The sequence below is a fragment of the Glaesserella parasuis genome (assembly GCF_002015085.1).
Taxonomy (GTDB): domain Bacteria; phylum Pseudomonadota; class Gammaproteobacteria; order Enterobacterales; family Pasteurellaceae; genus Glaesserella; species Glaesserella parasuis.
On sequence record NZ_MUXW01000011.1, the window covers coordinates 70,497 to 84,659 of the forward strand.

The 14,163-nt window shown below is 40.4% G+C and carries 12 protein-coding genes and 1 pseudogene; 9 read left to right on the top strand and 4 right to left on the bottom strand.

Annotated elements, in window-relative coordinates; translation table 11 throughout:
• Positions 1–30: 30 nt before the first annotated feature.
• Complete coding sequence (locus B0183_RS04690) at positions 31–888, bottom strand: DUF3298 and DUF4163 domain-containing protein (protein WP_021113951.1); 858 nt, start codon at positions 886–888, stop codon at positions 31–33.
• A 159-nt stretch (positions 889–1,047) separates the two neighbouring features.
• Entirely contained in the window at positions 1,048–2,883 is a 1,836-nt protein-coding gene (gene ilvD / locus B0183_RS04695; RefSeq protein ID WP_078208416.1) for a dihydroxy-acid dehydratase, read from the bottom strand.
• Between the two features lie 282 nt (positions 2,884–3,165).
• Here ilvD and B0183_RS04700 point away from each other — a divergent pair, with 282 nt between their 5' ends.
• The 6 genes from B0183_RS04700 to aspA all read left to right on the top strand — a co-directional run bounded on the left by B0183_RS04700 (position 3,166) and on the right by aspA (position 9,333).
• Positions 3,166–3,420: an oxaloacetate decarboxylase subunit gamma gene (locus B0183_RS04700; RefSeq protein WP_021111109.1), complete on the top strand. Its 255-nt coding sequence runs from the start codon at positions 3,166–3,168 to the stop codon at positions 3,418–3,420.
• A 12-nt stretch (positions 3,421–3,432) separates the two neighbouring features.
• Complete coding sequence (gene oadA, locus B0183_RS04705; RefSeq protein ID WP_078208417.1) at positions 3,433–5,238, top strand: sodium-extruding oxaloacetate decarboxylase subunit alpha; 1,806 nt, start codon at positions 3,433–3,435, stop codon at positions 5,236–5,238.
• Between the two features lie 8 nt (positions 5,239–5,246).
• Positions 5,247–6,551 carry a sodium ion-translocating decarboxylase subunit beta gene (locus tag B0183_RS04710; protein ID WP_078208418.1) on the top strand — a complete coding sequence of 435 codons (1,305 nt, stop codon included), beginning with the start codon at positions 5,247–5,249 and terminating at the stop codon, positions 6,549–6,551.
• Positions 6,552–6,675: 124 nt separating this feature from the next.
• Positions 6,676–6,996 (top strand): zinc ribbon domain-containing protein YjdM, encoded by a 321-nt coding sequence (locus B0183_RS04715; RefSeq protein ID WP_010786232.1) that lies wholly within the window; start codon positions 6,676–6,678, stop codon positions 6,994–6,996.
• 75 nt (positions 6,997–7,071) lie between these two features.
• Complete coding sequence (purN, locus tag B0183_RS04720; protein WP_078208423.1) at positions 7,072–7,713, top strand: phosphoribosylglycinamide formyltransferase; 642 nt, start codon at positions 7,072–7,074, stop codon at positions 7,711–7,713.
• 192 nt (positions 7,714–7,905) lie between these two features.
• A complete protein-coding gene (aspA, locus tag B0183_RS04725; protein ID WP_078208419.1) occupies positions 7,906–9,333 on the top strand; it encodes an aspartate ammonia-lyase in 1,428 nt (475 codons plus the stop codon).
• Between the two features lie 103 nt (positions 9,334–9,436).
• On the opposite strand, the gene B0183_RS04730 is transcribed toward aspA, so the two are convergent.
• On the bottom strand, positions 9,437–9,640 hold the full coding sequence (locus B0183_RS04730; protein ID WP_005712400.1) for a hypothetical protein: 204 nt from the start codon (positions 9,638–9,640) through the stop codon (positions 9,437–9,439).
• Positions 9,641–9,664: 24 nt separating this feature from the next.
• Here B0183_RS04730 and htpG point away from each other — a divergent pair, with 24 nt between their 5' ends.
• On the top strand, positions 9,665–11,551 hold the full coding sequence (gene htpG / locus B0183_RS04735) for a molecular chaperone HtpG (RefSeq protein WP_075630947.1): 1,887 nt from the start codon (positions 9,665–9,667) through the stop codon (positions 11,549–11,551).
• Positions 11,552–11,741: 190 nt separating this feature from the next.
• Here the strand turns inward: htpG and dacB are convergent, their stop codons facing one another.
• Complete coding sequence (gene dacB / locus B0183_RS04740) at positions 11,742–13,181, bottom strand: serine-type D-Ala-D-Ala carboxypeptidase (protein ID WP_078208420.1); 1,440 nt, start codon at positions 13,179–13,181, stop codon at positions 11,742–11,744.
• A 119-nt stretch (positions 13,182–13,300) separates the two neighbouring features.
• Here dacB and greA point away from each other — a divergent pair, with 119 nt between their 5' ends.
• Both greA and B0183_RS11930 read left to right on the top strand, forming a co-directional pair.
• Positions 13,301–13,777 carry a transcription elongation factor GreA gene (gene greA / locus B0183_RS04745; protein WP_078208421.1) on the top strand — a complete coding sequence of 159 codons (477 nt, stop codon included), beginning with the start codon at positions 13,301–13,303 and terminating at the stop codon, positions 13,775–13,777.
• Positions 13,778–14,017: 240 nt separating this feature from the next.
• A pseudogene (locus B0183_RS11930) lies at positions 14,018–14,163 on the top strand (IS256 family transposase); the annotation flags it as partial.

Here is a 14,163-nt window from a genome sequence, read left to right on the forward strand (position 1 = left end):
AGTGATCTAACATTGCTATACCATTAATCCTTAAAGATCTGCCTCAATATATTTGTCTCGCCCTTGATACTCTTTCGGTAAGAACTCATTAATCTCACTCCAATATAATGTCAGTTCTACTTCACCCATTACAAAAGGACCTAATGCATAAGGAGGATAAACAAATGTAATGCCTGATTCTGAAAAATAGAATTCATCGGAGAAAATTAACTCTGCTTTGGCAGTAAAGGGTTCACTATTACCACCAGATAATAGCATCCATTCGTCCACATAACGATTCCATAATGTTTCTTTCAATGCCGCTTGTTCTTTTTCTGACAAGAGATCAACTAACTTAATAATAGCTTGTTTATCGGTATCAATATTCAAGTATCTTGTGCTATACATTCCATGGGCACCGCCTGTATAGATATTATAAAATTGAGAAAAGACCACTAAATTATTACGCTGATAGACATAATTACTGTTCATCACTTCCGTATATCCGATAGCTGGATATTCTTTCGCCTCAGCAATCATTACATCAAACTGTTTTTGAATAGCCTTTAATACCATTTCACGCTCTTTGCCTTTTTCTACTTTTGGTGGTGAAATTTTATTGCCTTGAGCATCAAATTCTCCGCTCCAATTTTGAATAAAGTCGTGATAAATTAACGCATCTAACCACTCGATGTTGGTCTTAGGAAGAGTAATACCTAAATGTACTGGCGTTTTTTCACGGAAAAACTCATCTGATTCATTCGGATCTTTTTTGTGTTTTACCACTTCTTTCTTATCAAAAAGTGTTTCGATCTCAACTTTTAGGGTCGGAAAAGCAGATTTTGCTTTTTCTAACTCACTTTTTAATTGAGAAATTTCCTGTGCAGATTGCTGAACTTGGGCAGCCAAAGTATTTTTTTCTTTATCGTCACAAGCAGATAAAAAAAACACAGAAGAAATCGCTATTGCAATGAAGGACTTTTTAATAATAGCCTCCTAATTTGACAAGCGGTGAGATTTTCTTCTCATTTTGCAAAATGTCAGAAAGGTCCCACCGCTTGTGTTTAATTAAATTTTGCTTTTATCTCGAACCGCACCTTTATCCGCCGATGTCGCAAAATGTCCATACACTTTTAATGCAAAAGAGACTTCACGCTGACGGTTTGCAGGTTTCCAGCCTTTCGCATCTTGTTCTGCTCGGCGTTGGGCAAGCTCAGCGTCAGGCACAACCAACTGGATTGAGCGGTTTGGAATATCAATGTCAATGGTATCACCGTCTTTCACTAAACCGATTAAACCGCCTGCGGCTGCTTCTGGTGAACAGTGTCCGATAGATAAGCCTGATGTACCGCCAGAGAAACGACCGTCCGTTAATAAGGCACAAGCCTTGCCTAAGCCCATTGATTTTAAATAGCTGGTTGGATAAAGCATCTCTTGCATACCTGGTCCGCCTTTTGGGCCTTCGTAGCGAATAACCACAACGTGTCCAGCACGCACTTTTCCGCCTAAAATGCCTGCAACTGCATCTTCTTGGCTTTCAAATACAATGGCTTCTCCTTTGAATTTTAAGATCGACTCGTCCACCCCTGCGGTTTTCACGATACAGCCGTCTAAGGCAATATTGCCCGACAACATTGCTAAACCACCGTCTTGGCTGTAAGCAAACTCTTTGCTACGGATACAACCGTTTTGACGGTCATCATCAACCGTATCCCAACGACAATCTTGCGAGAACGCTTGCGTTGTACGAATACCAGCCGGCCCTGCACGGAAGAATTTATGTACGGCTTCATCTTTGGTCAGCATAATGTCGTACTTGGCAATTTGTTCTGCAAGGCTTAAACCTAACACGGTGCGAGTTTGGTTGTTGAGCAAGCCAGCACGATCTAATTCACCTAAAATTGCCATAATCCCACCAGCACGGTGTACGTCTTCCATATGGTATTTTGCTGTATTTGGTGCCACTTTGCTCAAGCAAGGCACTTGGCGAGAAAGGCGATCGATATCCGCCATCGTGAAATCCACTTCCGCTTCTTGTGCTGCAGCAAGTAAGTGTAAAACCGTATTGGTTGAACCGCCCATTGCAATATCTAGGCTCATTGCGTTGTTAAATGCATCCTTAGTTGCGATAGAACGTGGCAATACAGAGCAATCATCTTGCTCATAATATTTTTTGCATAGCTCAACAATTTGCGTACCAGCGTCTAAAAATAACTGCTTACGGTCGGCGTGGGTTGCAAGACAAGAACCGTTGCCAGGTAAACTTAAACCCAATGCTTCAGTTAAACAGTTCATTGAGTTTGCCGTAAACATACCTGAACAAGAGCCACAAGTAGGACAAGCGGATCGTTCGATTTGATCACTTACATCATCAGACACATTCGGGTTCGCCCCTTGGATCATCGCATCGACTAAATCTAATTTGATAATTTGATCAGATAATTTAGTTTTACCTGCTTCCATCGGGCCGCCAGACACAAAAACCGTTGGAATATTTAAACGCAACGCTGCCATTAACATTCCTGGGGTAATTTTATCGCAGTTTGAAATACAGACCATCGCATCAGCACAGTGTGCGTTTACCATATATTCCACGCTGTCAGCAATTAAATCACGGCTCGGCAGAGAATAAAGCATACCGCCGTGCCCCATCGCAATGCCATCATCAACCGCAATAGTATTAAACTCTTTTGCCACGCCACCTGCTTTCTCAATTTGCTCGGCAACAAGCTGCCCCATATCTTTTAAATGAACGTGTCCTGGTACGAATTGGGTAAATGAGTTCACCACCGCAATAATCGGCTTACCAAAGTCATTTTCTTTCATTCCCGTTGCACGCCATAATGCACGTGCGCCAGCCATATTGCGACCCTGTGTGCTGGTCGCTGAACGTAATTTAGGCATAAATAATCTCTCCAAATTTTGATGTTGTGTTTCTATAATTTATGAATTATCAATATAAAGTTTCATTATATTTAATAAGCATTAAAAATTATATTATGTCAGAATCTTGTTTATTTCCGCAACTAGCTTTGTTGCTAGATATTTTGGCATTTATTTAAGTTTGTTATGAAAAGGGAATATTTCTTTGTAAAAAAACAAAATCTTTTGATTTAAGTTATAGAAAAAAAACATAAATTTCCTTACATTACATTGTTTACTCTTCTTATTTTCAGAGGACAATCTATGACTGAAACTGAACTTATCACGGAAGGACTAAATCTGATGTTTGTTGGAATGGGATTTGTGATGTTATTCCTGCTCTTACTTATTCTGGCTATTCAGCTAATGTCACATCTGATTAATCGCTATTTCCCTGAACCTGTCGTTGAAACTACTCAACCATCACCGCAACCAGCCATTCCTAATGATTTAGAACGTTTACGCCCTGTTATTGTGGCTGCGATTGCTCACCATCGTCGAACTCAAGGACTTCACTAAGAGGATAATAATATGACTATTCAACCGAAAAAAATTGCCATTACTGATGTTGTGTTAAGAGATGCTCATCAATCTTTATTTGCGACACGTTTACGTTTGGAAGATATGTTACCCATTGCTAAAGAGCTAGATGAGATTGGCTATTGGTCATTAGAAGCGTGGGGCGGTGCAACTTTTGACGCTTGTATCCGTTTTTTAGGGGAAGATCCGTGGGTTCGTTTGCGTGAATTGAAAAAAGCAATGCCGAAAACACCGCTTCAGATGTTATTGCGTGGGCAGAATTTGTTAGGCTATCGCCATTATGCTGATGATGTGGTTGATCGCTTTGTAGAACGTGCCGTAGCAAATGGAATGAGTGTGTTCCGTGTGTTTGATGCAATGAATGATCCTCGAAATATGAAACAAGCTCTGCAAGCGGTGCGTAAAAACGGCGGACACGCTCAAGGAACGTTAAGTTATACCACAAGTCCTGTGCATACGTTAGAAACTTGGCTTGATGTGACAGAGCAATTGCTTGAAATTGGGGTGAACTCTCTGGTGATTAAAGATATGTCGGGGATTTTAACGCCGATGGCAGCCTATGAGTTAGTCAGTGAAATTAAGAAATGCTACGATGTGCAACTTCACTTGCACTGCCACGCAACAACGGGTATGTCTGAAATGGCGTTATTAAAAGCGATTGAGGCAGGGGTTGATGGCGTAGATACGGCGATTTCATCAATGAGTGGAACTTATGGACACCCTGCAACTGAGGCAATTGTGGCGACACTGCAAGGTACGCCGTATGACACAGGTTTAGCTATTCCGCAAATTGAGCGTATTGCGGCATATTTCCGTGAGGTGCGTAAAAAATATGCGAAGTTTGAAGGTCAGTTAAAAGGGGGGGACAGTCGTATTCTGGTAGCTCAAGTGCCAGGTGGAATGCTGACTAACCTTGAGAGCCAACTCAAACAACAAAATGCAGCAGATAAATTAGATCTAGTGTTAAAAGAGATCCCTGAAGTGCGGAAAGATTTGGGCTATATTCCTCTGGTTACACCAACATCACAAATTGTGGGAACGCAAGCGGTGATGAATGTGTTAATGGGCGGTCGATATAAAAATATTGCGAAAGAAACCGCGGGTATTTTGAAAGGGGAATATGGTCGCACGCCAGCCCCTGTGAATGCTGAACTACAAGCTCGTGTGTTAGAGGGGGGAGAGCCGATTACCGATAGACCAGCCGATCATCTTGCCCCTGAAATGGATAAACTTTTGGCAGAAGTGAAACAACAAGCGGTCGAAAAAGGCATTACACTTACAAAAGATGAGATCGACGATGCGTTGATTGTGGCGTTATTCCCTCAAATTGGTTGGAAGTTCTTAGAAAACCGTGGCAATCCTGCCGCTTTCGAGCCTGCACCAACTCTTGAAACCGCTAAAGCTGTTGAAAGCAAAGTCGAGAAACCAGCTTCGTCTGTTGGGTCTGCGGTTTATACCGTTGAATTAGAGGGTAAAGCCTTTGTGGTGAAAGTGAGTGAAGGTGGTGATATTAGTAACATTGCCCCTGTTACTGCCCCAACTCCAGTGGCAAATCCAGCCCCTCAAGCTACCGCGAGTGGTTCAGGCGAGCCAGTTAATGCACCGATGGCAGGTAATATCATTAAAGTGGTAGTTGCCGAAGGACAACAAGTCGCTGAGGGCGATGTGTTGCTTATTCTTGAGGCAATGAAAATGGAAACCAAAATTTGTGCAGCAAAAGCAGGTGCTGTGCAAGGAATTAAAGTGAAATCTGGCGATGTGGTCGGCGTGGGCGATACCCTAATGCAAATCGCCTAGGGGGAAATATGGAAAGTTTGTTAGCGTTAATTCAGAGGATGGGGATTATGCACCTTGAGCTAGGGCAAGCCATTATGATTGCCATTAGTCTCTTGTTGCTTTGGCTCGCCATTGCCCGTCAGTTTGAGCCGTTGTTGCTGTTGCCGATTGGCTTTGGTGGATTACTGTCGAATATTCCAGAGGCTGGACTTGCAATGACTGCGCTTGATAATTTATTGCATAGTGGCACTACACAACAGCTGGTGGTGATTGCTGAGAAATTGGGTTCGCAAGTCGATCCAAATGCGTTCAAAGAGGCTTTGGGGCTGGCGTTGCCATCGGTTCGCAATGAATTAGAAGTGTTAGCTGGCGATATGGGTTACACCTCTGGGGTATTGGCTCAGTTCTACCAAGTGGCAATTAATTCAGGCGTTGCTCCGCTTGTGATCTTTATGGGCGTTGGGGCAATGACCGATTTTGGGCCTTTACTTGCTAATCCAAAAACATTGTTATTGGGTGCAGCTGCTCAATTTGGTATCTTTGCAACGGTATTAGGGGCAGTAGGCTTAAACTGGTTGGGTGTGATTGACTTCACTTTACCACAAGCGGCAGCCATCGGGATTATCGGTGGGGCAGACGGTCCAACTGCAATTTACCTTGCCAGCAAACTTGCTCCTGAGCTATTAGGCGCTATCGCAGTGGCTGCTTATTCGTATATGGCGTTAGTGCCATTAATTCAGCCACCGATTATGCGTGCCTTAACGACAGAGCAAGAACGTAAAATTAAGATGGTGCAGTTACGAAATGTTAGCACGCGTGAAAAAGTGTTGTTTCCGATTGTGCTGTTGATTTTGGTGGCGTTATTGCTTCCTGATGCTGCTCCACTGTTAGGTATGTTCTGTTTTGGGAACCTAATGCGAGTTAGTGGTGTAGTCGAAAGATTAAGCGATGTCGCTCAAAATGCGTTAATCAATACGGTTACGATTTTCCTTGGCTTATCTGTTGGTTCTAAATTAATTGCCGATAAATTCCTACAACCACAAACCTTAGGTATTTTGGCATTAGGGATTATCGCCTTTGGTATTGGTACCGCAAGCGGTGTGATTATGGCAAAAATAATGAACCGTTTTAGTAAGAACCCGATTAATCCTTTGATTGGTTCAGCTGGCGTATCGGCAGTGCCTATGGCTGCTCGAGTGTCAAATAAATTGGGACTTGAGGCAGATAAGCAGAACTTCCTATTAATGCACGCAATGGGGCCAAACGTTGCTGGGGTGATCGGTTCAGCGATTGCCGCTGGGGTGATGTTGAAATATATTGCGGTGTTGCAGTAAATTATTTTTCGTTGTTGGGGTATTTATTTAATACCCCAATTTTTTTATTCATTTTTACAAAAAATCCCTCAAATTTTACCACTTGTAGTAGAATAGCGTTTTTTTAAATCTATTGAGGATAATTATGGATTACCCTATTTGCCCTGCTTGTAAAAGCGAAAATACTTACCACGATTCAATTCAATTTGTTTGCCCTGATTGCGGAAACGAATGGACTGGTAATGAAGTTGAAGTCGATGAAGATCAATTGATCGTAAAGGATAGCAATGGAAACTTACTTGCTGACGGTGACGATGTTATCTTAATTAAAGACCTAAAATTGAAAGGATCCTCAGAAGTACTGAAAAAAGGAACTAAATATAAAGGGATTCGTCTAGTCGCTGGTGATCACAATGTAGATTGTGGAAAACTTTTATTGAAATCAGAATTTTTGAAAAGAGCTTAGATTTTAACTTAGTTTATACCGTAATAGGATAACTATAGTAATATGGAAAGAAAATGTGATAACGGAGACGATATTATGAAAAATATTGTCGTAATGATTTCGGGCAATGGCTCAAATTTACAAGCTATTATTGATGCTATTGATACTGGAAAAATCAACGGCAGAATTTGCGCTGTTATATCTAATAAAGCGACTGCTTACGGCTTAGAAAGAGCCAAACAAGCGGGGATTTCCACCTTTATTTTTACCAAAAAAGACTTTTCAGATAATCTGGCAATGGATAATGCCATTGCAGAACAAATTGAAGCATTACAAGCCGATTTAATTGTTTTAGCTGGCTATATGAAAATTCTTACTCCTGAATTTACCGCTCGCTTTACGGGTAAAATTCTCAATATTCACCCATCACTTTTGCCTAAATATGCAGGTTTAAATCCACATCAACGGGCAATGGACGCAGGCGATACCGAACACGGCACAACCATTCACTTCGTCAATGAAGAAGTTGATGGCGGTGCAATTATTCTACAAGCGAAAGTGCCGATTTATCCTGATGATGAATTAGATGATGTGATTGAGCGTGTTTATGAACAAGAACATCGCTGTTATCCCCTTGTGGTGCAATGGTTCTGTGACGATAGATTGAAATTAGTGGAAGGCAAAGCCTATTTGGATAATCAGTTGTTATCGCCACAGGGGTATGCAATTGACGATTAATCTATCTGTAGAACATATTTCAGCCCTTTGCTCTCAAAGGGCTTTTTATCATAAAAAAAACTAATCCGAAACGGCAATTTATATCGCCCAGCCCCATTTTGAAAATATGATCTAGATCACATTTTTTCCCTTTCGCTCTCGGTATGATCTCTACATCAATTCAGTTAATCACAAAATGATGAGGATAATCTTATGAGCAATACCCGTATTGAAGTCGATCTATTAGGTGAACGTGAAGTTTCTAATGATGTGTATTGGGGTATCCATACTCTACGTGCAGTAGAAAATTTTAATATTTCTAAAAATACCATTTCTGATGTACCTGAGTTTGTGCGTGGTATGGTAATGGTGAAAAAGGCGACTGCACTTGCTAATGGCGAGTTAGGAGCAATTCCGAAGAAAATTGCAAAAGCGATTGTGCAAGCCTGTGATGAGATTTTAGTGAATGGTCGTTGTATGGATCAGTTCCCATCTGATGTGTATCAAGGGGGAGCGGGTACTTCGGTGAATATGAATACCAATGAAGTGGTGGCAAACTTAGCACTGGAATTATTAGGGCATAAAAAAGGTGAATACCACATCATCAATCCAATGGATCACGTTAATGCAAGCCAATCTACCAACGATGCTTATCCGACAGGTTTCCGTATTGCCGTTTACAACAGCATTATGCAATTAATCAGCAAAGTACTTTACTTGCAACACGGCTTTGAAAACAAAGCGGAAGAGTTCGCCAATATCTTAAAAATGGGACGTACCCAGTTGCAAGACGCTGTGCCAATGACCGTTGGTCAAGAGTTCAAAGCGTTTTCTGTGCTGTTAGATGAAGAAGTGAAAAACTTAAAACGTACCGCAAAATTGTTGCTTGAAGTAAACTTAGGGGCAACGGCAATCGGTACAGGTTTGAATACGCCTGAAGGTTACGCACCGCTTGCAGTGAAATACCTTGCGGAAGTGACCCAACTGCCTTGTGTGTTATCCGAAAACTTAATTGAAGCGACATCAGACTGTGGTGCTTATGTGATGGTTCACGGTGCATTAAAACGTACAGCAGTGAAATTATCTAAAGTATGCAATGACTTACGTTTGCTTTCATCAGGTCCGCGTGCAGGCTTAAATGAAATCAACTTGCCTGAATTACAAGCAGGTTCTTCGATTATGCCAGCGAAAGTAAATCCAGTTGTGCCAGAAGTGGTGAACCAAGTATGCTTCAAAATTATCGGTAACGATACTTGTATTACCTTTGCTGCGGAAGCAGGGCAATTACAATTAAATGTGATGGAACCTGTTATCGGTCAAGCGATGTTTGAGTCTATCGACATCTTGGCAAATGCTTGTGTGAACTTGCGTGATAAATGTATTGACGGTATCACGGTGAACAAAGAGATTTGTGAAGGTTATGTATTTAACTCTATCGGTATTGTGACCTATCTTAATCCGTTTATCGGACACCACGAGGGCGATATTGTCGGTAAAATCTGTGCAACCACAGGCAGAAGCGTGCGTGAAGTCGTGTTAGAGCGTGGCTTGCTGACAGAAGCTCAATTAGATGATATTTTATCGGTCGAAAACTTGATGAACCCGAAATATAAGGCAAAACGCTTTACGGAAGATGAATAATTCCCGCTAGAAATGTAGGGACGCCACGCTTGGCGTCCATAAATATCAACATTTTAGCCAATATGGGAAACGGACGCCAAGCGTGGCGTCCCTACTACATTCGTTATAATGTTACATAATGCCAAATAATTCCCTTGAAATTTAAGAATAACGCCCTATTTAGTAGGGCGTTATTTTTTATATTCTTCCCCCATTTATGGGGGAAGTCCCCTTGCTTGCAAGGGGGATGAGGGCTAACAAACAATCCCCCATCGGTTTCGCTTTGCTCAACCACTTCCCCCGCAAGCTGGGGAAGAATATCGATCATTCTATATATCATAAAGGAAACAATATGAGTACAAACCAAGAAACCCGTGGCTTTCAGTCGGAAGTCAAACAACTACTTCAATTAATGATCCACTCACTCTATTCTAATAAAGAGATCTTTTTGCGTGAGTTAATTTCCAATGCGTCGGACGCTGCTGATAAATTGCGTTTCAAAGCTCTTTCTCAACCTGAACTTTATGAGGGCGACGGTGAATTGTGTGTGCGTATCAGTATTGATGAAGCCTTAGGCACAATCACCATCAGCGATAACGGTATCGGTATGAGCCGTGAGCAAGTGATCGATCATCTCGGCACCATTGCTAAATCAGGCACCAAAGAGTTTTTAAATGCACTCGGTTCAGACCAAGCGAAAGACAGTCAATTAATCGGGCAATTCGGGGTTGGCTTCTACTCCTCTTTTATCGTTGCTGATAAAGTGACCGTTCGCACCCGAGCCGCAGGCAGTGATGCAAGTCAAGGCGTATTGTGGGAATCGGCAGGCGAAGGCGATTACACCGTTGCCGATATTGAAAAAGCAGGACGTGGTACGGACGTGATTTTACACTTGCGTGATGATGAAAAAGAGTTTTTAAGTGAGTGGCGTTTGCGTGACATTATCGGTAAATACTCTGACCATATCGGTTTAGCGGTGGAAATTCAAACCAAAGAGTATGACGATGAAGGCAAAGAAACTGGCACCAAATGGGAAAAAATTAACAAAGCTCAAGCACTCTGGACACGCTCTAAAAATGAGATTTCTGATGAAGAATACAAAGAGTTCTACAAACATATCAGCCACGATTTTGCCGATCCGTTAATTTGGTCGCACAATAAAGTTGAAGGTAAACAAGAATATACCAGCCTACTTTATGTACCAAGTAAAGCCCCTTGGGATCTGTTCCAGCGTGAACAAAAACACGGCTTAAAACTCTATGTGCAACGTGTGTTTATTATGGACGATGCGGAAGTCTTTATGCCGAATTATCTTCGCTTTATGCGTGGGTTATTAGATTCTAATGACTTGCCGTTAAACGTTTCTCGTGAAATTTTACAAGACAACAAAACCACATCAGCACTGCGTTCAGCATTAACTAAACGTTCATTACAAATGTTGGAAAAACTGGCGAAAGACAACGTCGAACAATATCAACAATTTTGGAATGCGTTCGGTTTAGTCTTGAAAGAAGGCGTAGGGGAAGATTTCGCAAATAAAAACCAAGTGGCAGCCTTAGTTCGCTTTGCTTCAACGCATACTGACAGTAGCGAACAAGCGGTCAGTTTGAGCGATTATATTGCAAGAATGAAAGAAGGTCAGAAAGCGATTTACTTCTTAACTGCCGACAGCTATCAAGCAGCGAAAAACAGCCCACACTTAGAGCTGTTCAACAAAAAAGGCATTGAAGTCTTACTACTTTCTGACCGCATTGATGAATGGTTTATCAGCCATTTAACCGAATTTGACGGCAAGCCATTACAAAGTATTACTAAATCAGATTTAGATTTAGGTGATCTTGCTGACAAAGAGGAAGAAGAAACCCAAAAAGCACAAGAAGCTGAATTTGCGAGCTTCTTAGAGAGAGCCAAAGGCTATTTAGGCGAACGTGTCAAAAAAGTGGTCTTAACTCACCGCTTGACCGACACAGCAGCCGTTGTTTCAACTGACAGCGATGAAATGACCACGCAAATGGCAAAACTATTCGCTGCAATGGGACAACAAGCCCCTGAAGTGAAATATACCTTTGAGTTAAACCCTGAACATTCAATGGTAAAACGTATGGCTGATATTGCTGACGAAGCAGAATTTAACGACTGGATTGAACTCTTGTTTGAACAAGCGCTACTCGCTGAACGTGGCACATTGGAAAATCCAACGGCGTTTATTAAACGGATGAATAAATTGCTAGGAGCATAAAGTTAAAGGGGCGGCTGTCGCCCCTTTATTTATTGAAATAAACCGAAGCGAATATTGTTTAAAAGTGGTGTAATAGACAAATTGGCATAGCAGACAAAAGGGGGTAATAGACAAATAAAGAAACATTGTATACAAAATAATACCCAAATTTATACAACTGTTGTTACAGGTTTAAGTCGGTCTTATATCCTTAATTATTGTATAATGCCATAAACAAGTTATATTCAAACTGTGTTAAAGGTCCTCTTTGGGTTTTACTCTCTAATTCTCCTGTTGAATAACCATTAATAAATTGTACAAAAGCAATACGTTCTCCTTTTGCATTAGTCATAAATCCAGCTAAGTTATATACTCCTTTCAGTGCGCCTGTTTTAGCTATTACATTTTTTGCAAGAGGTTGCATTGACATTGAACCTCTCGCAGAAAGTGTTCCATCCACACCTGCGATGGGAAATGTTTCAAATAAATTTAAAGTTGGTTCATTTCTAGCTATTACTTCTAATGCTTGTAAAAGCGTTCTTGCATTTACTAAGTTATGTCTTGATAAACCTGATCCATCAGCTATGATGCTATTGTTAAACTCTATATTTGCTTTAGATTTTAGGCTATTTCTTACAAAGTAGCTTGCCAAAGAAAATGAGATTGGGCGGTGATATTGTTTATTTGCGATTGTTCTAAACAAGGCATCCGCAATTTGATTATCGGATTTTTTCATCATTTTTTTTATGAGCTCTTGTAGGGATGCTGAATGATGTTCCGCAAGTAATGTGCCTTGCTGCGGTTTACTTTGTTGTTGAATATTACCATTAAATTGAATCCCAATACGTTTTAAATTAGCTTTAATAACATTCCCTCCATAGCTTGTAGTGTCTTGCACGGCAAAACTCAATCCAACAGGTTTAGTTTGTTTAGATAAGCAACCTTTAATGTAGTAGCGATTGTTATCATGTACAACGACATCAAGTTCACAGAAATTTGCTTCAGATTTGTCAGCAACATAGGCACTACTAAATACTTGTACTGGATAGGCGCTAGGAACGCTAATTTTAATCAGACTTCCAATAGATTGATTTGCATCTAAATTCACATAAAAACAATTTTGATCGATATTTACTGCAGAGGAGGGAGCGCTAAAACAGTGGCTTAGATCATTCCATACCCAGCCGATGGCTTTATCATGACTAGCAAATACAGGTGTATCTATGATCAAATTGCCACTAATCTTATGTATGCCCTGTTCTTTTAATTGTGAAATTAGTTGAAATAACTGACCGCTAGTTAAAGTAGGATCTCCAGTAAATTTGGCGATTAAATCTCCCTCTAGCACCCCATTCTCAATTATACCATTCGTCAAGAGCGCTGTTTGAAATTTAAAATCTGTGTTCAGCATGATCTTAGAGGCTAAAGCAGTAAATACTTTTTGAGTACTAGCTGGCAACATAAACAGATCACTTTGATAATCGGTAACAATTTGATCGGTAGATAAATTTTTAGCGATAACACTGATTGATGTACCTTTAGGTAAATGAGAGATGAACGATGTAATATCGACCTCTGCTGAAGCACTATAAGGCATATAAAAAAGAGTTAAAAGTAAAATTCTAAGTTGTTTGAGCGAAAATGAAATCATAGTAAGGTTGCTATTTTTATAAAGAAAATGAATAATAGTCGACTAATACTAGATTATATCTCTTTTTCTGCCAAGACATTCTCTAATTTTGGTAAGAACTTTTCTATTAAGGATAAAATATGAAGCAAATTCCTATGACAGTGCGTGGTTCAGAGCAATTACGTGAAGAATTAGATTTTTTAAAGAATGTTCGCCGTCCAGAAATAATTAGTGCGATTACTGAGGCTAGGGAACATGGAGATTTGAAAGAAAATGCTGAGTATCATGCTGCGAGAGAGCAGCAAGGATTCTGCGAAGGGCGAATTAAAGAAATTGAAAGCAAATTGGGAAATGCTCAGATTATTGATGTAAAGAATATGATTAATACTGGTAAGGTTATTTTTGGCTCTACAGTGACTTTACTCAATGTAAATACAGATGAATGTGTGACTTATCGTATTGTTGGTGATGATGAAGCAAATATTAAGGATGGCTTAATTTCCGTCAACTCTCCTATAGCAAGAGGATTAGTTGGGAAAGAAATTGACGACAATGTACATATACAAACACCTGGCGGAAATGTTGAATTTGATATTATTAAGGTAGAATATATTTAAGTTAGGAAAGTGGCAGTTATATAAAAGTAGATGTAAATATAAATATAGTTTTTCATGTTTCATTGTAAGAGCTCAATTATCGTACTAGTGGGGCTATATTTACATAACTTGACGCAAACTATTTATTTAAAGCGTTAGGATTGTTTAGATAAAATCACAAATCGACGGCAGCGAGCCTCTCCCACAATTTGTGTAAATACCTGTTTCTGAGATAATACATTCAGACACAGGTATTTTATTATGAACGAAAAACAACTTCACGCCTTGGCAGCGGAATTTGCCAAAACCTAAAAACACCAGAAGACCTCAATCAATTTTCACGGATGCTCAAGCAAATCACCGTCGAGGCTGCGTTAAATAGTGAACTGACCGACCATCTTGGTTAT